At 40.5% G+C, this 25,894-nt stretch carries 22 protein-coding genes; 9 read left to right on the top strand and 13 right to left on the bottom strand.

Going from position 1 to position 25,894, the window contains the following annotated elements:
- A partial coding sequence (locus AB7E63_RS05415) for a protein-tyrosine phosphatase family protein (RefSeq protein ID WP_428418914.1) occupies positions 1-2,264 on the top strand: 2,264 nt, incomplete at its 5' end.
- 34 nt (positions 2,265-2,298) lie between these two features.
- On the opposite strand, the gene AB7E63_RS05410 is transcribed toward AB7E63_RS05415, so the two are convergent.
- From AB7E63_RS05410 to AB7E63_RS05390, 5 genes are all read right to left on the bottom strand, one after another.
- Positions 2,299-3,141 carry a PepSY domain-containing protein gene (locus AB7E63_RS05410; RefSeq protein ID WP_036746214.1) on the bottom strand — a complete coding sequence of 281 codons (843 nt, stop codon included), beginning with the start codon at positions 3,139-3,141 and terminating at the stop codon, positions 2,299-2,301.
- Between the two features lie 131 nt (positions 3,142-3,272).
- Positions 3,273-4,499 carry a transcription termination factor Rho gene (gene rho, locus AB7E63_RS05405; protein ID WP_232503263.1) on the bottom strand — a complete coding sequence of 409 codons (1,227 nt, stop codon included), beginning with the start codon at positions 4,497-4,499 and terminating at the stop codon, positions 3,273-3,275.
- Between the two features lie 180 nt (positions 4,500-4,679).
- A complete protein-coding gene (gene coaE, locus AB7E63_RS05400) occupies positions 4,680-5,282 on the bottom strand; it encodes a dephospho-CoA kinase (RefSeq protein WP_006341333.1) in 603 nt (200 codons plus the stop codon).
- Positions 5,276-7,966: a DNA polymerase I gene (gene polA / locus AB7E63_RS05395; protein WP_006341334.1), complete on the bottom strand. Its 2,691-nt coding sequence runs from the start codon at positions 7,964-7,966 to the stop codon at positions 5,276-5,278. The genes coaE and polA overlap by 7 nt, the downstream gene beginning before the upstream one ends.
- Positions 7,967-8,016: 50 nt before the next feature.
- Positions 8,017-9,051 (bottom strand): S49 family peptidase, encoded by a 1,035-nt coding sequence (locus AB7E63_RS05390; RefSeq protein WP_006341335.1) that lies wholly within the window; start codon positions 9,049-9,051, stop codon positions 8,017-8,019.
- Between the two features lie 231 nt (positions 9,052-9,282).
- Here AB7E63_RS05390 and AB7E63_RS05385 point away from each other — a divergent pair, with 231 nt between their 5' ends.
- Positions 9,283-10,323, top strand: coding sequence for a hypothetical protein (locus tag AB7E63_RS05385; protein WP_006341336.1), 1,041 nt, complete (start codon positions 9,283-9,285; stop codon positions 10,321-10,323).
- 15 nt (positions 10,324-10,338) lie between these two features.
- Here AB7E63_RS05385 and AB7E63_RS05380 read toward each other — a convergent pair whose 3' ends face one another.
- Positions 10,339-10,710 (bottom strand): VOC family protein, encoded by a 372-nt coding sequence (locus AB7E63_RS05380; protein WP_006341337.1) that lies wholly within the window; start codon positions 10,708-10,710, stop codon positions 10,339-10,341.
- 67 nt (positions 10,711-10,777) lie between these two features.
- Here AB7E63_RS05380 and AB7E63_RS05375 point away from each other — a divergent pair, with 67 nt between their 5' ends.
- Positions 10,778-11,257: a DUF4442 domain-containing protein gene (locus AB7E63_RS05375; protein WP_006341338.1), complete on the top strand. Its 480-nt coding sequence runs from the start codon at positions 10,778-10,780 to the stop codon at positions 11,255-11,257.
- On the opposite strand, the gene AB7E63_RS05370 is transcribed toward AB7E63_RS05375, so the two are convergent.
- The gene (locus AB7E63_RS05370; RefSeq protein WP_006341339.1) at positions 11,229-12,560 is read right to left on the bottom strand and encodes an ATP-binding protein; all 1,332 of its coding nucleotides are present in this window, start codon (positions 12,558-12,560) and stop codon (positions 11,229-11,231) included. The two genes, AB7E63_RS05375 and AB7E63_RS05370, sit on opposite strands and share 29 nt — an antisense overlap.
- Before the next feature lie 219 nt (positions 12,561-12,779).
- On the opposite strand from AB7E63_RS05370, the gene AB7E63_RS05365 reads away from it, so the two are divergent.
- Genes AB7E63_RS05365 through ppdK form a run of 3 tightly spaced genes read left to right on the top strand, consistent with a single transcriptional unit; the run spans position 12,780 to position 17,066 of the window.
- Positions 12,780-13,655 (top strand): hypothetical protein, encoded by an 876-nt coding sequence (locus AB7E63_RS05365; protein ID WP_006341341.1) that lies wholly within the window; start codon positions 12,780-12,782, stop codon positions 13,653-13,655.
- A 31-nt stretch (positions 13,656-13,686) separates the two neighbouring features.
- Complete coding sequence (locus AB7E63_RS05360) at positions 13,687-14,274, top strand: hypothetical protein (RefSeq protein WP_006341342.1); 588 nt, start codon at positions 13,687-13,689, stop codon at positions 14,272-14,274.
- 8 nt (positions 14,275-14,282) lie between these two features.
- Entirely contained in the window at positions 14,283-17,066 is a 2,784-nt protein-coding gene (gene ppdK / locus AB7E63_RS05355; RefSeq protein ID WP_284452511.1) for a pyruvate, phosphate dikinase, read from the top strand.
- A gap of 4 nt (positions 17,067-17,070) precedes the next feature.
- On the opposite strand, the gene AB7E63_RS05350 is transcribed toward ppdK, so the two are convergent.
- Positions 17,071-17,802 (bottom strand): biotin--[acetyl-CoA-carboxylase] ligase, encoded by a 732-nt coding sequence (locus AB7E63_RS05350; protein WP_059359963.1) that lies wholly within the window; start codon positions 17,800-17,802, stop codon positions 17,071-17,073.
- Between the two features lie 92 nt (positions 17,803-17,894).
- Here AB7E63_RS05350 and AB7E63_RS05345 point away from each other — a divergent pair, with 92 nt between their 5' ends.
- The 3 genes from AB7E63_RS05345 to AB7E63_RS05335 all read left to right on the top strand — a co-directional run bounded on the left by AB7E63_RS05345 (position 17,895) and on the right by AB7E63_RS05335 (position 20,614).
- A complete protein-coding gene (locus AB7E63_RS05345) occupies positions 17,895-19,037 on the top strand; it encodes an FtsW/RodA/SpoVE family cell cycle protein (protein WP_006341345.1) in 1,143 nt (380 codons plus the stop codon).
- On the top strand, positions 19,037-19,474 hold the full coding sequence (locus AB7E63_RS05340) for a hypothetical protein (RefSeq protein ID WP_006341346.1): 438 nt from the start codon (positions 19,037-19,039) through the stop codon (positions 19,472-19,474). The genes AB7E63_RS05345 and AB7E63_RS05340 overlap by 1 nt, the downstream gene beginning before the upstream one ends.
- A 66-nt stretch (positions 19,475-19,540) precedes the next feature.
- Complete coding sequence (locus AB7E63_RS05335) at positions 19,541-20,614, top strand: hypothetical protein (protein WP_039376381.1); 1,074 nt, start codon at positions 19,541-19,543, stop codon at positions 20,612-20,614.
- 43 nt (positions 20,615-20,657) lie between these two features.
- Here AB7E63_RS05335 and rpsJ read toward each other — a convergent pair whose 3' ends face one another.
- The 5 genes from rpsJ to AB7E63_RS05310 all read right to left on the bottom strand — a co-directional run bounded on the left by rpsJ (position 20,658) and on the right by AB7E63_RS05310 (position 25,718).
- Entirely contained in the window at positions 20,658-20,993 is a 336-nt protein-coding gene (gene rpsJ / locus AB7E63_RS05330) for a 30S ribosomal protein S10 (RefSeq protein WP_006341348.1), read from the bottom strand.
- A gap of 12 nt (positions 20,994-21,005) precedes the next feature.
- A complete protein-coding gene (gene fusA, locus AB7E63_RS05325) occupies positions 21,006-23,093 on the bottom strand; it encodes an elongation factor G (RefSeq protein ID WP_006341349.1) in 2,088 nt (695 codons plus the stop codon).
- Positions 23,094-23,107: 14 nt separating this feature from the next.
- Positions 23,108-23,581: a 30S ribosomal protein S7 gene (gene rpsG, locus AB7E63_RS05320; protein WP_006341350.1), complete on the bottom strand. Its 474-nt coding sequence runs from the start codon at positions 23,579-23,581 to the stop codon at positions 23,108-23,110.
- Positions 23,582-23,750: 169 nt separating this feature from the next.
- Positions 23,751-24,122, bottom strand: coding sequence for a 30S ribosomal protein S12 (rpsL, locus tag AB7E63_RS05315; protein WP_013924496.1), 372 nt, complete (start codon positions 24,120-24,122; stop codon positions 23,751-23,753).
- A 300-nt stretch (positions 24,123-24,422) separates the two neighbouring features.
- The gene (locus AB7E63_RS05310) at positions 24,423-25,718 is read right to left on the bottom strand and encodes an ankyrin repeat domain-containing protein (RefSeq protein WP_080502588.1); all 1,296 of its coding nucleotides are present in this window, start codon (positions 25,716-25,718) and stop codon (positions 24,423-24,425) included.
- Positions 25,719-25,894: the final 176 nt, after the last annotated feature.

Here is a 25,894-nt window from a genome sequence, read left to right as displayed (position 1 = left end):
ATTTTGAGCAATTTTGTCGTGCTTTAATCTTCGTATGCTATTATTTCAAGAGATCTAATGTACTTGTATTTGATAAAAAATTTGATGAATTTCTGAGCTTTGAATCCTTAAAAAGGTTACCAGATTTTTTCCAAAAATTTTTGATACGCGTGCCCAACCATATCCCTCTTTTTAAATTCTCTCGTGCTGTGCCTCTTGAAGTCATCAAAAGATTCGTGGATCTCAACTATCGGATAAATTTAAGTCAAATCCAGGAGAATGAATATGCCGATTACATGATTCATTGTAATGGCAAAGTTTTTCAACTCTATTCTGTGGTACTTCAAAGAGATTTTAAAACAACTGACATTCTCTCAAAATTAGATGAATTGAATGATAACATCCCTTTTATTTTGGAGTTGCTATTAACAGCATCATTATCCGATACGCCAACAGTCTTGAACGCCCTTAATCCTGAACAACTCACAGATTATATCCGGGCGGCTATCCTATTGAATTATCAAAAAGGACTCCATCATCTTGCTAAATACTGCTCTGAGACAGCGTTTAATCTCAGTTTATTAGAAAACTTCGTCGAGATGCAAAAAAACGGTCCAGCTCCTCAAAGCGATCTCGTGGACAGACTATTTTCCAATGCTATTGATCGACAAATCACCCAATGTTTAGCAAGTTTTTTGAATAACCCTTTGTCTCGAAAGAATCACGTCGATTTATTAGAAAAATATGGTTTTCTTTTAAAAAATTTACGCATTGCATTGAAATCGGGCGTGCACAAAAATATCTCAATATTGTTTCCTAACTTGGAATCCCTGACATTTACAAAAAAAACCTCCGATAAATGGAAAACGATGATAACTGCTGCCACTTTACCCAATCTTAAGAAATTTCATCTTACCTTTGTCTCTAATTGGGTCGATTTATCTTTGTTTGAAAAAATGCCGCAGTTAGAAAAAATTGTGATCACAGTCAATCGAAAGAGCTCCGTAGCCCCCTTTACACGCCCGAAATTGATGACAAATTTAAGGGAATTGACATTCCATGATGTTTCTGATAAGGAAAAAGAACGCTCAGAAGGGATCTTGTCTCCTAAGGCTTTAAAATCCATCGCTAGTCTACCGAAATTAGAAAATTTAGGACTTGAAAACATCGATTTGATTGATGCTTTTGCTTTGGTCCAGATTTTGGATTCCAAAACATTAAAGAAAATCAATCTCAAAAAATGTTCATTTTGTTTTCAGCCCTTTAAAAATTCAACGCTCATTCCTTTTAAATCCTTCAGCTATGAGCTTATGACTCTGCAAAATAGATTCCAGGGGGTTGAGATCTTGCGAGAAGAAACCAAAAATCTCAATAAAATGCTGTTTCTTCTAGTTCTAAAGACTTCTCTTCGTCAGGCTATGGAAGTCACTCAAGAAAATCAAATAACAACGCTGTCAGAAGAAGACGCAGAAGAGCTTGTCAGAAAGCTCTCTTACAGTGAAGTTTTGAATACGCACGAAGGAACTGCCAATTATACACGCAATCGCTACGGAAATGTTGTCCCTTATATATACAATTCTTTGACACCAAAACTTCGCTTTTATTTGAATGCGAGCCCTATCAGAGGAATTGATGAAAGGAATCGATATGCTGCTCAAGGTCCCTTACCGGTTACTCAAGGAGACTTTTGGAGTGGGGCATTGCAAGTTGAAACTTCTCTTATCGTGATGCTAACAGCTTGTTCAGAAGGCTCTATTGTGAAATGTGAACCTTATTGGCCTACTAACAAGGGAGAAGTATTCTCTTTCATAGATCAACGCTCGCAAAAAATCCATATAGAATTGATAGAAGAAATTCCCATTAGAACCGGACTAGAATTTAGAAACTTTTTGGTGCGGTGCGAAGATACCTCTCAGGAACAAATGATTGGACATCTGCATGTGACCGATTGGCAAGATCATGAAGGAAGAACAAATGAACAGTTGCATGATCTTGTCTGCAGAATCATCGCATGGGAAAATACCTTACCCAACTCTTCAACTTTGATCCACTGTAGTGCTGGAATTGGAAGGACTGGACTCGTCTTTCTTTGTCTTGCCATTGAAAAATCGATTCAGCAGTTGACCCAGGTTGATAAAGTCCACCCTCGCAAGATCAAATTTAATGTAGAAAAAGCTTTGAAGGCGCTTCGCGTGCAGCGTGATGGAATGGTCGCGACATCTCAACAGCTGATTTCTGCGGTCAATTATTTTAATTACAGAATCAATCAAATTGCTTCTGAATGAATCACTAAACCTAAAGGATAATTAAAGCTATCCTTTAGGCAGCATCTGCCAAATAAGATGTCTGAAGCTGCTGACCTGTTAAAGCATTCCAATAAGAGGTCATAACTGAGCCATCCGGATTCGCGACTTCAATACGATAGACAGGGAGATACACTTCTTTAACCGTACGAATTGCAAAGTCTTGTCCAAATGCAGCTTGAGCAATCTTTTCCACTTGCCTTTGACTATATTTGCGACTGACACGCTGCGTATGATCATAGGGCTTTGTCACGAGACGATGGAAAATTTTTGTCTGAGGAGATACTAAAATTTTGGGATTTTGAAAATGCAATTGCAGATCATTTCCACGTTGAATGATAAGATGCTTTTGGCGTGCACTATCGATCCACGGCTCTATGATTTCTTCCTCTAAATTTAAAACTTGTCGCAGCTTTTCACGAGACATGGAGCCTCTGTTTTGTGCGAGAGCATTCATCACCTTGAAATCTTCGCGCGTTGCTCCCGCATTAATCGAATCTTCAAACCCATGTGTTTTTTCCCACGTTTGCGTATTCATGACCATTTCGCCTTCTACGAGACTCCACAGGACCACACCTTCCCGCGATTTTTTGTCGGGCTGCGTGAATTTGACTTCCATAAATAAGTAAGGATGAAATTTTAAAGCGGGATCTTTGAATGCCCTTTGATCGTCACCTAATAGCTCAGCACGATGTAAATCCATAATTTGCTGAGGAGTAAAACGGGCTTCTAATGTCACAATTTCCCCATTTTCGACATATTGGGTCACTAAATTGCGCATATCTTCATGGTAATTCCAAAACCACCAAGCTCCGATTACGAACGCTCCAAAAAGTCCTGCTATTACAAATGAACGCATCTTCATCCTACACTTCAGATTATTAAAAATTCACTATTACTTAAACTATTGTTAGTCGATCAGAGAAACGAAATCAAGAATTTTGTGAAAAGAGGCTTCATCTGTCTGATGAAGCCCTCAAATGAATTCAATTACTCTTTCATTGAAAGAAGGAATTCGACGTTGCTATTTGTTTTCTTTAGGCGTCCGAGCAATAAATTCATCGCATCGACTGCAGCTAAATCTGCAACAGCTTGACGCAATAAATAGATTTTCTCTAATTCGTTTGGATGGTAAAGAAGCTCTTCTTTACGTGTTCCACTCTTAATTAGATCAATTGCAGGATAAAGACGACGATCAGCTAGACGACGATCTAGGACGAGCTCCATGTTACCTGTGCCTTTGAATTCTTCAAAGATCACTTCATCCATACGAGAACCTGTTTCAATTAGAGCCGTTGCGATGATTGTTAAAGATCCACCCTGCTCAATGTTTCTAGCAGCTCCAAAGAATCGTTTAGGTTTATGAAGAGCATTCGCATCGATACCACCTGTCAAGATCTTTCCGGAGTGCGGCTGAATGGTGTTGTAAGCTCTCGCCAAGCGAGTAATCGAATCCAAAAGAATCACAACATCCCGACCATGCTCAACAAGTCTTCTGGCTTTTTCAATGGCCATTTCAGCAACTTGCACGTGTCTTTCAGGAGGTTCATCAAAGGTAGACGAAATGACTTCACCTTTCACGATCCGTTGCATATCCGTCACTTCTTCAGGGCGTTCGTCAATCAACAGCACGATAAGCACAATTTCAGGATTATTTATAGCAATCGCATTCGCCATGGCTTGCAGCACCATCGTTTTTCCGGAACGAGGAGGCGCAACAATAAGTCCACGCTGCCCTTTACCGATTGGTGCAGCGAGATCAAGCACTCGAGTAGAAAGCTTGTCTTTAGTCGTCTCCATCACCATACGCTCATTTGGATAAAGCGGTGTCAAGTTTTCAAATAAAATTCTTTCACGTGCTTTTTCTGGGGACTTTCCGTTGATTTTATCAACTTTTAGAAGCGCAAAGTATTTTTCTTTATCTTTTGGAGGACGAATTGTTCCGCAAACAGTATCCCCTTTTTTCAAGTCAAAACGGCGGATTTGTGCGGGTGAAACGTAGATATCTTCTGCAGATGGAAGATAGTTGTAGTTTGTTGAACGAAGAAATCCGAAACCATCTGGTAGAACTTCCAAGACTCCTTCGCCATAAAGAATCTCATTGGGATTTTCAGAAATTGCTTTTACAATCTCGAAAACCATTTGAGATTTTGTCAAAGAACCTAAATGCTTTAATCCAATTTTCTTACCATATTGATTAAGCTGATCGATATTCATTCGCTGGATATCAGCAATACGCGTAATTTCTCCAACGACCGGCTCCTGTTCTTTTGAGGAAGAGACTTCGTTTTGAGAGTTTTCGGTTGTAGTCATTTTATCGGCTGAGAGGATCTCAGGCGAGGTCTCTTCTTGAGTATTTTCGGGATTCATGAAAGAATCGGACTCCTAAGTGAAGGGTTATTGAGTTAATTGATCAAAAAGTATTTTTACCATCTCCTGCACATCAACCAGATTGCCGTTGTTGATAATCACATAATCAGCTCTGTGTGCTTTCTCGTAGGGAGACAGCTGTTGGGCCATCCGTTTTTCATAGGCGATGGCATCTAAACCTGTTGCATCCATAAAATGTTGCTGTGATACTTTGGGATCGGCCAGAATAGCAATTGTGCTGTCGTATATGTTTTCGGCTCCAGCTTCGAAAAGTAAAGGGATCTCTGCCACAAAGAGGGAAGTGTTCTGTTCGCGGTAGGCAGTTTGATAGCTTCTTTCGATTTCATCCCACACAGCTGGGTGCAAAATTTTTTCTAATGATTTTAAAAGCTCCGGATTATTAAAAACCTTTTGGGCGACTTTAGAACGATCGATCTGGCGATCAACTAAGATCTCCTCCCCCAAAAGATGAATTACTTTTTGACCTGGGGCTGTTTCTGGAGATAGAAGTTGATGGACAATTAAATCGGCGCTGACCACATATGCACCGAGGTCCTTAAAGAAACGACAAACCGATGATTTGCCAGAAGAAAGACCGCCTGTTACAGCTATTTTTCTATATTTTAACATTCTTTCCAATTTTTGCCAATATTGATGTCAACAACTAAAGAAACATTTAATAACATAACGCTTTGCATAACCTCTGGAACCAATTGAGAAAAAAGTGAAATTTCTTCATCTGGAATTTCAAAAATCAATTCATCGTGAATTTGTAAAATCATGAACCCTTTTAAATGCTGTTTTTCAATTTCTTCGTCCATTTTCAGCATCGCCATTTTAATTAAATCTGCAGCCGTTCCTTGTAAAGGAGTGTTAACTGCCAGCCGTTCAGCTGCAGCCCGAATCTGCATATTTTTACTTAAAATTTCAGGAATAATTCGCTCTCTCCCAGTCAACGTAACAGACTTTCCCGTGGCACGTGCATTTTCTTTGCTCTGATCCAGATACTCTTTTATTTTAGGGTAACGCTGAAAGTACATGGTGATAAATTTTGAAGCTTGTTTGACTTCGATCCCTAACTCGCGCGCCAATCCAAAGGCTTGCTGCCCATAAATAATTCCAAAATTAATCGCTTTTGCTTGATAACGTTGTTCTTTTGACACTTGCTCCAAAGGGATCTCAAACATGGAAGCTGCTGTATATGTGTGAATATCTTCATTATTTTGAAAAGCCGCCATTAAAACTGGATCCTGGCTCAGATGAGCCAAAAGACGTAGTTCTATTTGAGAATAGTCAGCCGAAAGAAAGCTCCACCCTTCTTTTTCTGGTCGAAAAGCCCCTCGAATTTTTCGGCCTTCTTCTGTTCGTATTGGAATGTTTTGAAGATTGGGATCTTGAGAAGAAAGGCGTCCAGTAGCCGCAACAGATTGATTAAAAGTGGAATGAATACGATGCGTTCGAGGAATCACTTGTGAAGGAAGAGCATCAACATAAGTGGATCGCAATTTCTCTAAAAGGCGATATTCTAGAATTTTACCTGCCAATGGATAGTCATTTTTCAAAAATTCTAGAACTTCTGCACTAGTCGAATGTCCCGTAGCCGTTTTTTTTGGAGCCGGGATTCCTAGCTTAATAAATAACAATTCACTCACTTGTTTGGGAGAATTCAAATTGAACTCCTCTCCGGCCATCGTATAAATCGACTCTTGCAAGGTTTTTAATTCTTGCGTAAGCTCTTTCGAAAGCTGCTCTAAATAAGGAATATCGACATAAATTCCCCTCCGCTCCATTTTAGCAAGCACAACGAGTAAAGGCAGTTCAATTTGATGATATAAATTCAAAAGATCTCGTTCCTTTAATTGCTTTTCAAGCACTTCTTTTAAGCGACAAGTAAAATCGACATCTTCACAGCAATATTCTGTAACCCGCTCAATGGGCACATCACGCATGCTCAATACATTTTTTCCTTTCCCGATCAGTTCACTAATCGGAATCGTCACTTTTCCAAAATACTCTAAAGCTAGAACTTCTAAAGAATGTTGTCGACTATGCGCATTTAAAATATAAGAGGCGAGAATGGTATCAAAACAGATATTTTGAATCTGAATGCCTTCGTTTTGCAAAACATGCCAATCATATTTCACATTATGCCCGTAGAAACCAATTGCCGAGTTTTCAAACAGAGGCTTTACCCCCTCTAGAACACGCTGCTTCCCAAGTTTTCCATTTAAAGGCACATACCAAGCTTTTTTAGGATGAATTCCAAAACCAATTCCGACAAGTTCTGCTTTTAGCGGCTGTATATCGGTTGTTTCGGTATCAAAACAAATCTGTTTTTCGGAAGAAAGATTTTTGAGAAGCGCATCAAAAGCCTCCGGTTCATCGACAAGCACGTATTCAACCGTTTCCTTTTCTGCCTCAACGGCTGCTTCCACTGGCTCTTCTTGTCCTAGTTCACGCAGCAAAGAATTAAAATTCATGCGAGCATAAAACGTTTTTAAAGGGTCTATTACCGGATCCGTTTTTTTATAAAATGCAATCTCTTGTGGAATCTCAACGCTCAAATCGATTGTGACTAAGTCTCGGCTTATGCGCGCAAGATCGGCCTCTGTTTGAAGAGTTTCCTGCTTCTTTTTGCCAGGAACTTCTTCTGGATGAGCTAAAATATAGTCGAGAGAACCAAATTGCCGAAGCAAAGCGGCGGCCGTTTTTTCGCCAAATCCTGTCAAGCCCGGAATATTGTCAGAAGCATCACCCGTCATGGCTAATAAATCAACCATTTGACTAGGAGGAACACCCCACTCTTTTTCAATACTCGCGGCGTCTAAAATCGTGTTATCTTTGTGTGTATTCAGAAGAAAAACATGCGGATTGACAAGTTGCGCCATATCTTTATCGCTTGTACAAAGATATGTAATCGCGCCTTGCTGTTCGGCCCATTTTGCAACAGTTCCCATTGTATCGTCAGCTTCTACTTCAGGAACGGAGAGATAAGGGATTCCCATCAGAGAGCAAAAATCTTGCGCCCATTCAATTTGATAGCGTAAATCAGGAGGCATGGCTGAGCGGTGTGCTTTGTAATTTGGATATAACTCTAACCGCTTTTTGGCATTATTAGGTCCGTCAAACACACAAACAAGATGTTCAGGATTGAAGTCTTTAAATAATTTCAATACAGAACGAATAAAACCATAGAGAGCATTTGTGGATTCTCCCTGCTTATTAGTCATATTCCGAATCGCGAAATAAGAACGATATAAAAAACCTGAAGCATCGAGAACATAGAGATTGTGCATATTATAAGAACCACGCATTAAAGATTACCCCCAAAGAGTCTCTTTGGGGGATAAAAGATCTGAATTATTTATTTTGCGTCAGGATGGTAAAGATATAGAGGTTGATTTGAAAATTTAGCATCCAATTCTTGTGGTAATCGCAGTTGAATCGAACCCGATGCTAAAGCATTTGTTTCACTAAAAATTTGTGAAAACCAATTTTTCCCTTGGAATTTCATTACCTGATAGAAATCATCTTCAATTCCAATCTGTTTAAGAAGTGCTTTTAAAGCCTCTCCCCGGCTAAATCCACTCCCATCAATATATCCTTTCGCAAAGGCTTCATCCGCTGGAAAAACCGAAGCGCCATATTCATCAACCAACTTTTCTTTGTTTAACTGGGGACGATTTGCCGTCACCACACCCACAAAATGCTGATAATAAAAATTAATGAGGCCTTGCATTTTGTCTTGTTCTCCAGGCTTCCAAGGACGTAAAGGATTTAATTCATCCTTGCCTTTGCCTGCAGAAAGAGTCAACGATTGCACGCCAATTTTATCCAAAAGCTGAGAAAGATTCAAATAAGAAGATGTGATCACTCCGACACTCCCGACCAAGCTCACATCACTCGCATAAACTTTATCAGCAGCAGAAGCGACATACATTCCACCCGAAGCACACAATCCGTCCACATAAGCAAATACCGGGACATCAAATTCTTTTTTGTAAGCCTTCAAAGAACGATAAATGCCATCGGCATCAAAAACGGTCCCCCCCGGAGTATTAATCTCTAAAAAAATGGCTTTAACGCGATTGTTACTCAATGTCCCTTCGCGGGATTCGATCAATTGTTGGCGAACTGTTTTTGCGTTTAATGACTCACCACCAATCAATCCATCAATGGGCAAAACGAGCACGACAGGAGCCGTACTAGAAAGTGCGGTACGCACGTTTTTCGCATTCGGTGCTATTTCCAAAGAATATTCGCTTGTAATTTCACTTTCTTTAGATTCAAATAGAGAAAAGGCACTGATTGCCAAAAGAACACCCAGTAAGACCCCAAAAATTTTGCAAAAGGCGATAATAAAGGTTCGGAATCCCGAAACGAAAACAGATTCTTGCATGCATCACTCCTATTAACGATATTCGTTTGACAAGATAGTACGACTTCACGCCCCGATTGACAATAAAAATCTATCGATCAACTCCTTTTTAAAATTGTTTTTAAAGTCATTAAAAAAACCTACCGATTAATTTGGTTTCTCGTTAGAATTGATCCTACTTAATAATTCTAAAAAGTTCTTTTAGTTAGAAAACAAGTCGCTTCTTTATTGAATCACAAATAAGGACATTCTATGTCAGAGTTAGCATTCCCTAACACATCTGCTATTGCACAAAACACCGTGCCAGAATACCTTGTGAAGAAATACCATTTGAAGCAACTAGAAGAAATTCGCCGCTTTATTCCTTTGAAAAAAGGCTCTATTTTAGATCCTTTCTCTCGATTAGCCCATCGTATTGCACATTTTTTTCAACATTTTCAATTTTTGCGAACCAGCACCATTCAAAAATGTTTACGCAAGGAATGTGCGCACCAATTTGATTTAGAATTGGAAAAGTTTTCCAAATTGACAAACATCACTCCAGCAGACATCGAAAATTTTGAAAAGTGTTACAACCAAATACAAACCATCATCAAGGTTTTTAACGGAACTAAGCTTGAAATCGGCCTCAATAATTTGTTTAAAATTTATAGCTGGGGATTGCAAGAGAAACGTTTTAATGCTGCAAAATCTGGGCAAAGCCTTGTTCTTTGTCATTCTGGCGGTAGAGTTTTTTTAATTCCAGCCCCTCCTACAGCTCCCGCGGTGATTTACACACCAAATGACTCTACCACAGGCTTGGATAAAGCAACGTTAAAGAGCGTCCAACGAGGCTTGAATCATGTCCCACCAGAAGAGATCGCAAACTTTAAGCCTGAAGGTCCTTTTGGAGAAAAGGTAAAGAAAAAAATCGATAGCGTTAAAGAACGCCAGGCTGAAAAAGACCCGCCACATGTCATTGAAGACCCTGCTGTACGTGATCAGCAAGCCCAAGAGGGAGGGTGCTGCACTGAGGATGAATGGAAAGCATCCGAGCGTGACTACGATCCTAATGAACATGAAGATCACAGCAGAGTCGGTTCAGGTTTTTCTTCTTCTCCGCCTTCAAGCTCTACATCGCAATCCGTAATACCAGGTTCTAGTAGTCCAAGAACAGGATCACTGCATGATCTAGGTGCAAACGATGTGAATCAACCTCCCGCAACTCCTGGAAGAGTCTCACAAATGGCTCAAATTTTTGGAGGAGTTGCCTCTCAGGCTCAACGTGAACGCTTTGCTCGAAAAGAAAACTAAACCATAAAAAATGTTTTAAGAAAGCACTTGAGCCAATTGAAACCAATTTCCATCTTGATCACGACAAGCCAATAATTTAACTTGCCCGGGGACCTCGATCACATCTCCCACACAAGTCACCCCTTTCTGCACGCAGGCCTCTTTAGCATTCTCTATATCTTCTACATTTAAAGCTACAACCGCATTTGATCCCGCAGGAATTTGCGTGTATTCACTTACTTGAGCAACCCCTAGGCGTCCTCCTCCTTCATATCCCTCAAACTCAGCCCAGCCAAATTGCTTATCCCATTCTATCAATTGCAGTCCTAAACACTCTTGATAAAATTTAACGGCTTGTTCAAGGTTAGAAACAACAACCCAACATAATTTAATCGCTTGAATCTTCATCTTTGTCTCCTAATTTTAGGGATTTGTTGCAAGAATATGCATTTGTTTTTTTTTGAGGTAATCATTTATGGCCCTGATGCGAAAAATAAAGGCTTCACCCAAATTATGGAATCTTTGGCCCCCCTTTTTGTTCGCAGGAATCAAAATCGTCGAAGTAGCTAAAGACTATCGTCGCATCGTGACAAAGCTAATTCTAAGATCCTGGAATACCAATTATGTAGGAACTCAATACGGAGGATCCATTTACTCGATGGCAGATCCTTTTTATATGATCATGCTTATCAAAAATCTTAGCTCAGACTATGAGGTATGGGATAAATCGGCAACCATTCGCTACCTCAGGCCAGGACGCACAGATCTTTTAGCTGAATTTACCCTATCTCAAGAAGAGATCGATTCCATTTTAAGCACCCTTCAAACACAAAGTCGAATGCTTTGGAATAAAAAGATTTTCATTAAAGACACCCATGGAGAACAGATTGCCGAAGTTGAAAAAGTGATTTCAATCCGAAAAAAGCTCACAATGTCCTTGACAATGCCTGAGTAACTAAGGAATCGATGGAATTTACTAAGTAGAAGGGAATCGACAGAACCTTTTGATGGAAGGAGAGAGGATTTTCTCCGATTCTTACACCTAATGGACTATTTTTTTCATTGAGAAAAACGTGCAACGATCGCAATGTACCTGTTGCCCCTGCTTTTACCTCAATTGGAATCACATTTGCTTTAATAGTCTCAACAAAATCAACCTCTGCCAATCCCCCCGTCATTCGCTCCCAAAAAAGAAGGGGTGCATTTTGATAAGGCGCAGAATAAGCAAGAAGTTCTTGTCCCACAAACTGCTCAGCAACCATGCCTGAATTAATTTGCATGATCTCTTGCTCAAAAAATTGCGTCGCATCGGTTTTTGTCGCTGTCTGGAGCAATCCAACATCCAAATACAATAACTTAAATCGTTCACTTTTAATATGGGCATGAAGAGGCAGGCCTGCAGCTGTGGTTGCAAATATGCGCTGAATAAGCCCAGCTCTGTAAAGAAGTTCGAGAGCGGGCTTTAACTCTCTAGATCGAATATCTTCATGAATACGGCTATATTTTAATATTTGTCCAACAACAGATGGAGCCTTTTGAAAAATAGCATGCAAATATTTATGCTGCACGTGCTTAGCATACTTGCCAAAATCACTTTCATAAGCCTGAAGAATTCTCTCATGAACTCTTTGCGAATCATAGAATGTTGTTTGACTCAAACTCGCTTTTACCGCAGCTGGCATTCCACCTATAAAAAGATAACGTCTTACCCATTTTAAAAATTCTTGGTGCTCTAATTCACTCGGTATGTGATCGAGGTTATATTCTTTGAGTCGGGTCGCTAAAATGGGAGCAGCTTCTTGAAGATATTCTATAAAAGAAAGAGGGTGCAAATAAAGAAATTCAACTCGTCCAACAGGAAAACTAAAGTTTTCATTGTGTAGCAAAAATTCAAGGAGAGAGCCGGCTGCTATCACATGAAGATTTGGCATCTGCTCTTTAAAATATCTCAAAGAGATGAGCGCCTCTGGGCATGATTGAATTTCATCAAGAAAAAGAAGAGTTGTTTTTTCCTTTATTTTTTTTTGCAGAGCGATTTCTAAACGCGACAAAATTTCTTTAGGCTCTCTTGTATTAAATGCGATTCTTAACTCTGGTCGATTTTCAAAATCAACAATCGCGATATCCTCAAAATAGGTTTTACCAAAATCTTCAACTAAATAACTTTTTCCGACTTGTCGTGCTCCTCGCAAAAGAATAGGAAGATGCTCCCCTCTATCTTTCCATGCAATTAACTCAGCCTCAAGCGTCCTTTTCATAAAAAATCTCTTTTTGGTTATTTTTGCACCCAATTTTAGCCATTTTTTGGTTGGAATTGCCCCCTATTTTAGCCAATTTTGGGTTATAATTGGTATCTAAAACGAACATAATAAATACCAAACGACACAAATTTCCCCCTATCAAATACTTCTTATTGAAAATAATGACTAACTTTTTTAGGTTGGGAGATCATTTCAACAAACTTGAAGATTTTTACAATGTTCACAAAAAAAGCTAAAAAAGACTTCCCTCCCGATACATTTCTTCCCACGCCCCTACGCATTTTAGCCATTCTTCAGCTTTGCCTGGCATTTACGGCCATTTGTCTGTATGCAGGCCATCCTTTTATGGGAGCTCTTTTTACACAAAAATCTCACACGCTTCTATTTGAAAATGTCATGGGTACACTCGCTCATCCGTCATCTGAAGAGCATCAACTTTTTAATCGACAACACTTTGAAAAACTCCCAGAACACGAAAGACAGCATATTATCTCTTCTTATCGACAAGTCCAAAGTATGGGAAATCAATCCTTTTTAGAAAAATGCAAAGACTCCATTCTCTTGCTTTTTCTTAAAACGCCAGCCTTTACGAAAGGATGGATTTTATTTTCAGTTGTGTTATCCATTCTCCTTCTTCGTAAAAGAGAAGGCGCGGCACAAGCGACATGGGTTTTACCCATCCTTTGCATCGCTTTTATTTTTGATGCCCGACATACAGGAACCAAATCCCTGCAATTAGAAAATCAACTCTTTCCTTCTGAAGAACGGCTTATGCACGAATATGTAAAAGAACCTCTGAGCTCAAGTATTTTAGAGCAGCATAAACAATTGAAAAGAGGTTGGGAACTTTATTTAATTCAGGAATGGGCAAAAGAACTCATATCGCAAAACCCCTCATTGCGCAAAAAACAAATCATGAAGGGAGAGTTTGCCTTTAATTTAGCCCGCTTAAATATGCGCATGCAAAATCCACAACCCTTTCATTTTTCTTTTATTGAATCATTTAACTATCTTTACATATTTTATTTTTGTTGGAATTTATATTTTGCATGGTTTATGAATCGCAAAAAGTGGCGGTATCAACTTGTATAATGAATCCTTCTAAATAAAGAATGAGGAAACCATGAAGCTTTCACGTTTATTCCATTCCTTATTTGCTTGTTTTACTTTATCAACAATCTGGCTGCATGGGGAAATTCAAAATGTTGCAATCACCTGGCAAAGTGCGCTTTGTCCTCCGGCATGTGCAGAACTTCTTCAAAAAGAATTTCAAAAAGTGCGCGGAGTTTCTCAGGTCCTCATGAATGCTTCGGCAGGCCAACTACAGCTTAAATGGCAGCCGAATGTGCCTTTCTCTTTTGCACCTATCAACGGAACTATGCGCATGGTAGGTCCACGTTTAAAAATCATCCGCTTAACTGTACGAGGGCATATTCGTACAAGTGGAAATAATATTACATTAGTTTCCGATCAAGATGGAACTGTTTTTAATCTTGTCAATCGGATCACTCCTGTACAAGACGAATACACGGAACAGTACAACATTCAAACCCGAGCTTTTCCGCCTCCGGTTGTAGAAGAAATGCGTCAAAAAGAAAAAGCGCGACAGATGGTCATTATTGAAGGCCCTCTCTTTCAGCCAGAAAGAGTCGTTCCCTTACAATTGGTGGTTGAATACATGAAAGATGCTCCTGTACCCGCTACAAAATAGGTGTCGGAATGACTTCACCAACTTGGAGAACCGACCGCAATGCCCAAATGGCTTATGTTTTTCCATTTGGGGAGCACATCCCTTCTCCTCCCCTAGATAAAAATCTTCTGGGGGGAAAAGGGCATGGGCTAGCAGAAATGTGCGCACTTGCTCTTCCAGTTCCCTCTGGATTTATTATCACAACCGAAGCGTGCAATGTCTATCGTCGTAACCAAAAAAGCTTATCCAATGAAATTGTTGAACAAATTTTCCACGCCCTGCAGGTTTTAGAAAAAAACACAGGATCTCAATTCGGCAGCGAGAAAAATCCCTTACTCGTGTCAGTGCGTTCGGGTGCCCGAGTTTCTATGCCAGGCATGATGGATACAATTCTCAACCTGGGTTTAAATGATGCTTCGGTGGCAGGTTTTGCAGAGAAAATGGGTAACGCTAAATTTGCTTATGACAATTATCGCCGCTTTATTCAAATGTACGGGGAAGTGGTTGACGGAGTCAGCCGAAAACAGTTTGATCAAACATTTGAAGAGATCAAGCGGATAGAAAAAGTCTCCTCAAGCCAAGAACTCGAAGCAGACGGACTTAAAAGGACTTGCATCATTTTCAAGCAAATTTACGAAGACCATTGCGGCAAACCTTTTCCTCAAAATCCAAAAGAACAATTAATGCGCGCCATAGGAGCCGTTTTCAACAGCTGGGACAGCGAAAGAGCAGTGTTGTACAGGCACCTACATGGCTACCCGGATGATTGGGGAACAGCCGTGAATGTGCAACGAATGGTTTTCGGGAATAAAAATGAGCGCTCTGCCACCGGAGTTGGATTTACAAGAGATCCTGCGACTGGCGAAAATATGTTTTACGGAGAATTTCTGGTATCTGCACAAGGGGAAGATGTGGTCGCTGGAATCCGGACCCCCCACCCGATTAACGAATACCAAAGGCATGTTTTTCATTCTTCTCTTGAAAGCTTAGAAAAACTGATGCCCTCTGTCTATCAGCAACTTCTCTCGATCGTCAAAAAGCTCGAACAGCATTTTCACGATATGCAAGACATCGAGTTCACCATTGAAGATGGTCATCTTTACATGCTTCAAACACGTGCAGGAAAACGTACGGGTTTTGCAGCGATCCGTATCGCTGCAGAGATGCTGGATGAAGGTTTGATCGACGAAAAAACAGCTTTAAAACGTGTTCAACCTGAACAACTCACTCAAATTCTAACTCCCATCTTTGATTCCGAAGTCAAAAAAAGTGCCGAACAATTTCTAGCAACTAAAGGGCTCAATGCAGGTCCTGGAGCGGCTTCTGGAAGTCTGGTTTTCACGTCGGAAAAAGCTGTAGAAATGAGAAGAAAAGGAATTCCCTGCATTCTTGCTCGAGAAGAAGCAAGTCCTGATGACTTTCCCGGTATGGTCGCAGCAGAGGGAATTTTAACGATTCGTGGAGGCAGCACCAGCCATGCAGCTGTAGTAGCAAGAGGGATGGGAAAACCTTGTGTCGTGGGATGCTCTTCTTTATTGTATAATGATGCTGCCAAAACACTTTCTGATGGCAAGCAAACTATCAAAGAAGGAGACCCTATCGCTATCGACGGCTTAACCGGTGAAGTTTTCTTCTGCCATCTTCCCACAAGCGCTTCAGAAATCGCACAGGTTCTTCTAGCCAAAACCAAAAAACCTGAAGATAGCCTTCTCTATCAACAATATGACAAATTGATGGAAATCGCCGATCGCTATAGCAAAATCAAAGTGCGAATGAATGCCGATACCCCCCAAGATAGTGAGTATGGACGTCTCTTTGGAGCTGATGGAATCGGTCTTTGCCGCACTGAACATATGTTCATGGACCTCAATCGCTTAAATGATGTGCGTTGCATGTTTTTTAGCATCCATCCCGATGAGCGCAGATTGGCTATCGATCGATTACTTCCTCATCAGAAAAAGGATTTCATCGGAATTTTTCGGGCTATGCATGGACTTCCGGTTACCATTCGGCTGCTAGATCCTCCCCTACATGAATTCATGCCACACAATGAAGATGAGCTCGATACACTCGCTCACATCATGAAAATTTCACGCAACCGTCTGGTGGAAATTCGCAATTCCCTGAAAGAACTCAATCCAATGTTAGGACATCGAGGCTGTCGTTTAGGCATTTCCTATCCAGAGCTCACAGAAATGCAAACACGCGCGATCCTTGAAGCCGCTATAGAGGTCGCTACAGATGGCATGGTGGTATACCCAGAAATTATGGTCCCTCTTGTTGGAATTGAAAATGAACTGATTCATCAAAAGGCCTTAATTGATAAAATAGCTCACCGCGTTTTTTTGGAAACTGGAAAATCGATTCCTTATCTGGTTGGGACCATGATCGAATTGCCCAGAGCCTGCCTAATTGCCGATAAAATTGCTGAACACGCCGACTTCTTTAGCTTTGGGACAAACGATCTAACTCAAACAACATTTGGGATTAGTCGGGATGATAGCGCTAAATTTGTCCCTCTATATGTCAAAGGGGTAGTAAATCCACTTGAACCAACGGAAGTGTTTCAAATTCTTAAACATGACCCTTTTCAAAATCTCGATGAAGAAGGAGTGGGAGTGCTCATGCAAGAGGCTATTCACAAAGGAAGACACGTTAAGCCCGATCTTAAGTGTGGCATTTGTGGAGAGCATGGCGGAGATCCGCAATCAATCGCTTTATGCCAAAAAATGGGGCTGAACTACGTTTCTTGCTCTCCTTTTAGAGTTCCAGTTGCGCGTTTAGCGGCCGCACAAGCAAGCATTTCTGAGTGATAATTTAGAAAATTTCAGCCGAACTGACAACTCTTAGAGAGCCGTCTGAAAGGCGTACGAGTAAAAACCCGGCTTCCGTTATCGAATCGATAACACCTCTCCATTGGTCATTGCCTTGGGCTAAGGTCACCTCTCTTCCAATTAGCCCCTGAACTTCCTTCGCATACCTTTCAAAAAAAGGAGAAAATCCTTCTTTCAAAAATAAGGTATAATCTCTCAAAAATTTACCCTCTAAGGAATGCAACAGTATTTCTCGTTCGAATGGTCTTTTAGCTTCAACCATGAGCGAGGTCGCAGCTCGTTCAATCAACAAGAGGTCCTCTTCTGTCATGTTTACATTGATCCCAATACCCAAAATAACTAAAGAGTAGGAGTCCTCCACACAAGTTTCCATCAAAATACCTGCTACTTTTTGATCTCGAATCAACAAGTCATTCGGCCATTTGATGTTTACGACTAAGCCCTGCTCTTGGATAAGCTCTGCAATAAAAAGGGCACTAATTTGAGCCAGACAGTAACTAGAAACACGCAATGTATTCGGAATAAAAAAACAAAAAGTGGCGTAGATATTGCGAGAAGGTGGAGAAAACCACGTTCTCTGCAATCTTCCCCTGCCCGATGTTTGTGCATCGGCCGTGATCAAAGTCACGACTTCCCGATCAAATTGATTGCGGTGTTCTTTGGCCCAGGTATTTGTAGATGAAACAGTATTTAAATGGTGTCTGACAATTTTCATAACTCAAAAATCCTCTGCGATGTAGAATAGCATTATGCAACAAACAAACTCAATTAATTTAAAATTAGTCATTAAGCGACCGTAGAATAAAAATGGCGATATGGAACTACCATTATTTAGCGCGCATGGATTTTAGAATCATTCCCGTGATTCTAAGTTTAATGTTTGTCAGCATTTTGATTATTTCCTCCTATAGCTCCGCAGGGACTTCTGAGATTGTCGATGAATCCTTTTTTACCCCTGTCGTTGGAAATCAACTGCAACGCTTTTTGCTAGGCTGGGGTATTTATCTTTTTTTTGCTGGATTTGACTACAATAAATTACGTGAGTGGGCCTGGATTTTATACGCAACCATGCTTGTTGCACTCTTCGGGCTATTTTTTACAGATTCCATTCAACAAGTTCATCGCTGGTATCGTATTCCCATTATCCATGCCGCTTTTCAACCATCTGAAGGCGCTAAATTAATTGTTGTGATTGCCCTTAGCTGGTTTTTGGAAAGAAAGAGCCATCAATCTTCGACTTGGAATACAGCCTTTGGAGGCCTTTTAATTGTTGGCATTCCTTTTTTTCTTATCCTCAAACAACCAGATTTAGGAACGGCACTTGTTCTTTATCCCATTACGTTAGTGATGTTTTATTTTGGTAATATTCAGCCATGGGTCATCCGCTTAATGACCTGGGGTGGCGCCCTGATGTTATCCATTGTTGCCTTAATATTTTTGGAAATTGTGCCGCATGAATCCGTTAGATCGTATGCCACACTTGTGATGAAAGAATATCAATTTAACCGACTCGACCCACGCACCCACCACCAGCGAGCTTCAGCAACCGCCATTGCTCTGGGAGGGCTAACAGGAACGGGTTGGCGCAATAGCGACTACACGCGTGGAGGCTGGCTGCCTTTTCCCTATACAGACTCTGTTTTCCCCTCTTTTGGAGAAGAATTTGGTTTTTTTGGGTTAGTGGCCTTAATCGCCCTTTTTTATGCCCTCATTTATTTAAGTTTCCAAGCAACTGCTGTCGCAAAAGACCCTTTTGGTCGGCTTTTATCCGCTGGTATCACCGTCTACCTGGCAATTCACATTTTAATTAATATCGGAATGATGAGTGGTTTCTTACCGATCACAGGAGTTCCCTTAATCCTAGTTAGCTATGGAGGATCTTCGATTCTATCCACCATGGCGGCCCTGGGAATTTTACAGAGCATTTATAGTCGGAGGTTCATGTTTTAATGTTTCAACATCTTTTTATTTTTCAACCTGGTCTTTGGATTGGCGAAGGAAAACTCACGTTCAATACATCTTCAGAAACATTGCGATTTTTCACAAAATGGACAGTGTCTTCGCTCGTTCAAGATGAAATCCATACTTTTCAGCAAGTGGAAATGGAGAGCGTCACTGAGCAAATGCGTAACCACTTTCGTTTTTTTGATATCACCCCCACCTCTTTTTCTTTAGAGCTAGAAAACGAAACGATGGGAAAGGTATCTGGTATAGGGGTCATCGAGCAAAATAAAATTGCTTGGGAGTTTCGAAGTGATACCTTAGAAGGATTTGAAGTCTACATTTTCAATCCCGAACTGGAAGAGTACGCTTTGCATGCAGAATTTTCGTCTTCAGAAGACTTTAGAACCATTATCGATGGGAAAATTTGGAAAAAAACAACTTAAACATATTTTTATACAAATAAATCGCACAGCATGCTATCTACATTTTCTATCAACCAAGGATAGATTATGAAAAAAACATTACTAGCTTTACTGTTGTTACCCATACTTGCGTATGCAAACGATATCACTTTAATTTCTAAAGAGCTCTATACGTTCAACATTCATGATCTTCGCAACTTTCAAAGAGTTTTTGGGATCTTTTCTTTCGTTGAAACGGGTACGGCTGGCGGTGAAACAACAGAATTAGCCGCCAAAACATTTCCTCAAGTACATAGCATCGAAATCTTCGAAAACAACTATCGGATCGCCAAGAAAAGATTAGATAAATATCCTAATGTGCGCCTGTATCTAGGCGATACCTGCGTCTTATTGAAAGATATGATTCAGTTGGCCCCTCAAAGACGCCTCTATTGGCTGGACGCCCACTGCTCCGGAGAAGGGACTGGTGGAATTCCTGGCTACAATCCAATTCCTACAGAATTAAATATTATTAAGGCCTACGGTTCTGCCGATGATGTAATCCTTATTGATGATATTCGAGGGATGTATTTTCCAGATCAAAGAGCCCTATTGCCTGTCAGGGAGATGTACGCACAGATTAAAGAAATGAATCCGCATCATGAATTCTACACAATTGGTGATATTGTTCTCATTTTTAACCGCAAGTTTTATCCTCACGTTGTCGTGTCAGATCTTGTCAAAGCTTGCTCAGCGTCTCTTTTGTTTGATCCAGAAAATCAAGCAGAGTCTTATTTACAAGATATCGTCGATAAAGAATTGTTTGGCATAGCTGCTAGTAAACCCTATTCTGCCGAAGGGGAAAAAATTGGAAAGCTTTATCAAAGATTCTACGCCTCTTCTGGCAAAAATGGTGGAGAGATTACTTATCTTTTATGGAAAGCTTTACAAGACTTAGGCAACCATTTTTATAATGAAGCTGCTCAACACTTTAAAACCTTACAACAAACACCTTTTGCACATTGGCGCATAGCTGCTTATCAAGTGCGAGCCTTGATCTTAGATCAACGGGTAGAAGAGGCCAGGGAAGTCTTTCAACAATCTGTACAACAAGCTTATGAAGATTATCCAGTTATTGTTAAACAAATTTTAAATGATGGGTGGATTGAATATCTGAAATAGATAAGAAAAAGGCTGTCTTCTGAGAGACAGCCTTAAAAAGGACTTAAGCTTTGATTTTAATATCAATACCAGCAGGCAATGTCAATGTCTTAAGAGCATCGATTGTTTTACCTGTTGGGTGTAGAATGTCAATCAATCTTTTGTGCGTACGAATCTCAAACTGTTCCCGTGATTTACGGTCAATGTTTGGAGAACGTAGCACTGTGAACTTCTCGCAACGTGTTGGAAGAGGGATTGGACCAGCCACTCCAGCTCCAGTACGTTTAGCAGTTTCCACAATGTCAGCTGTTGAACGATCCAACAAACGTTGGTCGTAACCTTTAAGCCGAATACGGATTTTTTGCTTAGATTGCTTAGTATGTTTTTCTTGTTTTGCCATATAGGATAAGCCTTACTTCTTAGTAATTTCTTCTTGGATTTTAGCTGGAACTTTCTCAAAGTGACTTGGTTCCATCGTATACGTTGCACGTCCGGAGGATAACGAACGCAATTGCGTTGAGTATCCGAACATTTCACTCAAAGGCACTTCAGCGCTTACGATGACAGATCCTTTGTGGTTCTCTTGTCCTAAAATCTTCCCGCGACGACGGTTCAAGTCTCCAATCACATCTCCTAAAGAAGCTTCAGGAGTTGTAACGTCTACTTTCATGATCGGTTCAAGGATAATTGGCTTACACTTACGTGCAGCATCTTTAATCGCCATGGAACCGCAGATTTTAAACGCCATCTCACTAGAGTCGACATCGTGATAAGATCCGAAAACAATCGCAACTTTTACGTCAACTAGGTTGTAACCAGCTAACACGCCCGTCGCAAGACCTTCGTTTACACCTGCAATAACAGCTGGGATGTATTCACGAGGAATCACACCGCCCACGATTTTGCTGACGACTTCGTTTCCTTTACCTTTTTCATTAGGCTGGACTTCAAGCTCAACGTGCGCGTACTGTCCACGACCACCGGACTGTTTCACAAACTTCGTTTGAGAAGCCCCTGGGATTGTGATCGTTTCTTTGTACGATACCTGTGGTTTACCAACGTTTGCTTCCACGCCAAATTCACGCTTCATACGGTCATGCAAGATCTCTAAGTGAAGCTCACCCATCCCTGCGATGATTGTTTGACCCGTTTCTTCGTTCGTTGTTACACGGAAAGTAGGATCTTCTTCTGATAGAGCGGAAAGCGCACCAGAAAGTTTTTCCCGATCTGCTTTTGACTTTGGCTCAATCGCCATTGAAATCACAGGCTCTGGGAATTCCATTTTTTCCAAGACGAAAGGACGTTCTGCTTCACAAAGAGTATCGCCTGTACTTGCTTTCTTAAGGCCAATGCAAGCTCCGATATCCCCTGTGTAAAACTCGTCTCTTTCTTCCCGCTTATTAGCGTGCATTTCAAGCAAACGAGAAATACGTTCTTTACTATCTTTTGTACTGTTGATCAGGTTCATCCCTTTAGTCAACATTCCGCTATAAATACGGATAAATGTTAAACGACCAACATAGGGGTCTGTCATGATCTTAAATGCAAGCGCAGAAAACGGGGCGTCATCTGATGGTTGCAACATGATCTCTTCATCCGTATTCAAATCATGTGCTTTAATTGCACCACGATCTAATGGAGAAGGCATCCAACTAACAACCGCATCTAGTAACTGCTGAATCCCTTTGTTTTTAAAAGCTGATCCGCAAAGAACTGGGTTGAATTTATTTGCACATACCCCTTTTCGGATTACAGCATTGATTTCATCAACAGTCAAAGCATCTGGATCTTCCAAAACTTTTGTCATGAATTCATCATCGCTGTCGTCAATTGTCGCCAATTCATCTAACAGTTCTGTACGCATCTGTTTGCATTTTTCCAAAAGATCTTCTGGAATGTCTGTTTCTTCCCACTGAGCACCGAGGGTTTCATCATGGAAAAAAAGAGCTCTCATGCTAACAAGATCAACCATCCCTTTAAAATCAGCTTCTGCACCGATTGGGCAGTGCACAGGGATTGCGTTTGCATGTAACTTTTCACGCATTGTGCGAACAGCATCTGCAAAGTCAGCTCCAACGCGGTCCATTTTGTTTACAAATGCGATACGTGGAACTCCATAGCGGTCAGCTTGACGCCATACAGTTTCAGATTGAGGTTCAACGCCAGATACGGAGCAGAATACAGCAACAGCGCCATCGAGAACACGGAGAGAACGTTCTACTTCGATTGTGAAGTCAACGTGTCCAGGGGTATCGATGATGTTGATTTTTGCATCTTTCCAAAATACAGTCGTGGCCGCAGAAGTAATGGTAATTCCACGCTCTTGCTCTTGTTCCATCCAGTCCATTGTCGCTGCACCTTCGTGCACTTCACCCATACGGTGTACGCGGCCTGAATAGTAGAGAATACGCTCTGTTGTTGTCGTTTTACCGGCATCAATGTGAGCCATAATCCCGATATTACGAATGTTCTTTAATTGGTTTTTTTCACCTCTTGCCATGCGTCATTCTCCTTTTACCATTTGTAATGAGCAAAGGCTTTGTTAGCTTCTGCCATACGGTGAGTGTCGTCTTTTTTCTTGATCGTGCTTCCTTGTTTGTTAAAGCAGTCTGTTAACTCTGCAACAAGCGCATCTTTCATTGAACGACCTGGTTTTTTTCTTGCATTATCAATAATCCAACCCATTGCCATCGAAGTACGACGGTGAGGCAAAATTTCGATTGGAACTTGATACGTTGCACCACCGATACGGCGGGATTTAACTTCGAGAGAAGGTTTTGCGTTTTCTAAAGCTTCTTCGAAAGCTTCTAATGGGCTTTCAAACTTCACTCTTTTAGAAAATTCATCCAACGCACCGTAGACAATTCTGCGTGCGCAAGATTTTTTTCCTTGCTCCATCACTTTGTTAATAAATTTTGCGAGTAGCACACTCCCGTAAAGGGGATCTGGTTCAATTTCTCGCTTTTCTGCGCGATGTCTTCTTGACATAATTTCCTCAATAAAATTGTGTTCTTAAAACAGGTATTATAAAGCCTGAATAGGAAAACCTCAACGAATTCACCTGGCTTGACAAATCTGTCAGCCTGTGCGTGATTTACGTTTTAACATTTAAAACACAAATCACGAACTAGGATACTCATTCAGGAGAATCCCAGTGTTACTTAGGACGTTTTGCCCCATACTTAGATCTTCCTTGCTTACGGTCTTTAACCGCCGCGCAGTCTAATGCTCCACGTACGATATGGTAGCGCACACCAGGTAAGTCTTTTACACGTCCGCCACGCACGAGAACAATGCTGTGCTCTTGGAGGTTGTGACCTTCACCACCGATGTAAGCGATAACTTCTTGACCTGTAGACAACCGAACCCAAGCTACTTTACGCAAAGCGGAGTTAGGTTTTTTTGGAGTCTTTGTCTTAACTTGCAGACATACACCACGTCTTTGTGGACATGCTTGCAGAGCAGGAGACTTACTACGTTTTGTCTTTGGTCGTCGTTCTTTTCGAACCAACTGGTTAATTGTCGGCATGTTTGCCTTCTCCTTATACTTTCCACACGATTTTCTTCATGTGATACGGTTTGATTTTGTTAAATTTAAAGATAACATTTAACGAAATAGTCCTCTGGAAATTTTAGATTTCCTTATGAAGACATGGAGTAAGTATAGAGGAAAGAAAGATTTTTGCAAAGAGAAGTTAAAGATAAAAAGCAGACAAGCCCAAAACGCAAACTTAAATTTAGAAATGCAGTGAATAACACCCTAACTTTTTAATAATAAAGGGAGAAATAGAAACCCGGCCATTCTTCTAACCGGGTTAAATCTGATCAATTAAACAGTTTGGGGAGTTAATAATGTGCGAATTTCTTCATCTCCATAAGATCCTAATTCATCATTATATAATTGAAGCGCTATCTTTCCAAAATTGTTGGTTTTGGAAGGATCCGCCCCATATTCGATCAAATCTTTAATAAACCTCGGTTTAGCTTTAATCGCCAGATGCAATATCGTATTTCCATTTTCATCTGTCGCTGAAAGTTCGCGGTTGATTTCTTCAGAACTTTTCCCATCAAAAAATTCTTCCAATGTGACAAGATTTAATAATGCCCCTTTTAGTCGTGTATTAATTCTCGCCGTTCCTTGTTTCATATTTTTTGGAGTCGATGCAGCAGGCTTGTTTTCAATAGAGCTTGCTTGGGGAAGCGCCTTTTTAACTCGTACTGATCCAGAACTGTTCAAACGAGCTCTTGCCTCATTAATAGCTGCCAAATCGATTGTAAGGTGCGGAACTTGCGCCCTCACTTTCTGCGCAACCGACGCTCTATTCCCAGTCCCCTTTTGCATTCTATTATTAGAATTAACATTTGGCAACGGCGCTGGCGGAGGCGTTGGAGGAGCAGGAGGAACCGGTGGTAGCGGTGCTACTGTAGCAAAGTCAATAGGACTTCGCTTTCCTTCATGCCCCTCAGGAACAGATTCATAAGAAACCTCTTTTTGCTTCAGTTCAACTTGAGGGTCGCCATGACTATTTTTGGAAGAATCTTGCTCTGTCACATTATCATCAGATAATTTTTGCTCTACATTTTTGGGCTCTACATCCTGGGTATCTTCTTCCTCAGGCTCTTCTTTCTTTAACTTTTCTTCTCTATCTGCATTGTTTATCCTGAGTGAATCCAGATCTCTCACAATATCACTCGACACCCCTTGCTTATCACTTCCTATGGAATCCCCTTCAGGAATGATCGCATTAGCTTTATTATTTATTTCTATAACCTTTCCACCAATGCGTTGTTTTATCGTATCGAACTCACAACAAATTTTTGCATTCTTACTTTGCAGGGTTTTTTCTTTCAATTTTTCAACAAGTGCAACTAATTTATTTTTATATTCATCATCCAACTTATATTTCTTTTCTATCGCAACTTTTTGTAGAATTTTTGCGACTTCAGATTCTTTTGTCGACGCCAGTCGCATTCCAAAGAAACGCAAAAGATTATGCAAAAAATGAAAGCGAATTTTGATTCGTTCATTTTTTAATTCTAACCGCGTTGTTAAATACACCGGTTTATTTTCCAGAATTAGAGCGGCGTACGCATCATTTATTTTTGTCTGAACTCTTGCGATCATAATCCCTCTTAACTAAGACATGTCATTGATTTGAAATTAATAAAAATCGTAAAAATCGAATAGTTATTTGCAATCCCTAAGGCAAACATCTACTATACACGTGATGAGCTTAAACATCGTCTACAGAATTCATTTCGTGATAAAAAATCATCCTCTTTGCTCAAAGAATAACAAGA

This window comes from Parachlamydia sp. (assembly GCF_050255895.1).
In the GTDB taxonomy this organism is placed as follows: Bacteria; Chlamydiota; Chlamydiia; order Chlamydiales; family Parachlamydiaceae; genus Parachlamydia; species Parachlamydia acanthamoebae.
The sequence above is the reverse complement of the archived record's forward strand: the minus strand, read 5'-3'. Positions and strand labels throughout refer to the sequence as shown.

Bases quoted from the DNA above. Each gene is read 5' to 3' on its own strand.
- AB7E63_RS05410 (WP_036746214.1), bottom strand. From the start codon at position 3,141: ATGCGTTCATTTGTAATAGCAGGACTTTTTGGAGCGTTCGTAATCGGA.
- rho (WP_232503263.1), bottom strand. From the start codon at position 4,499: ATGAATATCGATCAGCTTAATCAATATGGTAAGAAAATTGGATTAAAG.
- coaE (WP_006341333.1), bottom strand. From the start codon at position 5,282: ATGTTAAAATATAGAAAAATAGCTGTAACAGGCGGTCTTTCTTCTGGC.
- polA (WP_006341334.1), bottom strand. From the start codon at position 7,966: ATGCGTGGTTCTTATAATATGCACAATCTCTATGTTCTCGATGCTTCA.
- AB7E63_RS05390 (WP_006341335.1), bottom strand. From the start codon at position 9,051: ATGCAAGAATCTGTTTTCGTTTCGGGATTCCGAACCTTTATTATCGCC.
- AB7E63_RS05385 (WP_006341336.1), top strand. From the start codon at position 9,283: ATGTCAGAGTTAGCATTCCCTAACACATCTGCTATTGCACAAAACACC.
- AB7E63_RS05380 (WP_006341337.1), bottom strand. From the start codon at position 10,710: ATGAAGATTCAAGCGATTAAATTATGTTGGGTTGTTGTTTCTAACCTT.
- AB7E63_RS05375 (WP_006341338.1), top strand. From the start codon at position 10,778: ATGGCCCTGATGCGAAAAATAAAGGCTTCACCCAAATTATGGAATCTT.
- AB7E63_RS05370 (WP_006341339.1), bottom strand. From the start codon at position 12,560: ATGAAAAGGACGCTTGAGGCTGAGTTAATTGCATGGAAAGATAGAGGG.
- AB7E63_RS05365 (WP_006341341.1), top strand. From the start codon at position 12,780: ATGTTCACAAAAAAAGCTAAAAAAGACTTCCCTCCCGATACATTTCTT.
- AB7E63_RS05360 (WP_006341342.1), top strand. From the start codon at position 13,687: ATGAAGCTTTCACGTTTATTCCATTCCTTATTTGCTTGTTTTACTTTA.
- ppdK (WP_284452511.1), top strand. From the start codon at position 14,283: ATGACTTCACCAACTTGGAGAACCGACCGCAATGCCCAAATGGCTTAT.
- AB7E63_RS05350 (WP_059359963.1), bottom strand. From the start codon at position 17,802: ATGAAAATTGTCAGACACCATTTAAATACTGTTTCATCTACAAATACC.
- AB7E63_RS05345 (WP_006341345.1), top strand. From the start codon at position 17,895: ATGGCGATATGGAACTACCATTATTTAGCGCGCATGGATTTTAGAATC.
- AB7E63_RS05340 (WP_006341346.1), top strand. From the start codon at position 19,037: ATGTTTCAACATCTTTTTATTTTTCAACCTGGTCTTTGGATTGGCGAA.
- AB7E63_RS05335 (WP_039376381.1), top strand. From the start codon at position 19,541: ATGAAAAAAACATTACTAGCTTTACTGTTGTTACCCATACTTGCGTAT.
- rpsJ (WP_006341348.1), bottom strand. From the start codon at position 20,993: ATGGCAAAACAAGAAAAACATACTAAGCAATCTAAGCAAAAAATCCGT.
- fusA (WP_006341349.1), bottom strand. From the start codon at position 23,093: ATGGCAAGAGGTGAAAAAAACCAATTAAAGAACATTCGTAATATCGGG.
- rpsG (WP_006341350.1), bottom strand. From the start codon at position 23,581: ATGTCAAGAAGACATCGCGCAGAAAAGCGAGAAATTGAACCAGATCCC.
- rpsL (WP_013924496.1), bottom strand. From the start codon at position 24,122: ATGCCGACAATTAACCAGTTGGTTCGAAAAGAACGACGACCAAAGACA.
- AB7E63_RS05310 (WP_080502588.1), bottom strand. From the start codon at position 25,718: ATGATCGCAAGAGTTCAGACAAAAATAAATGATGCGTACGCCGCTCTA.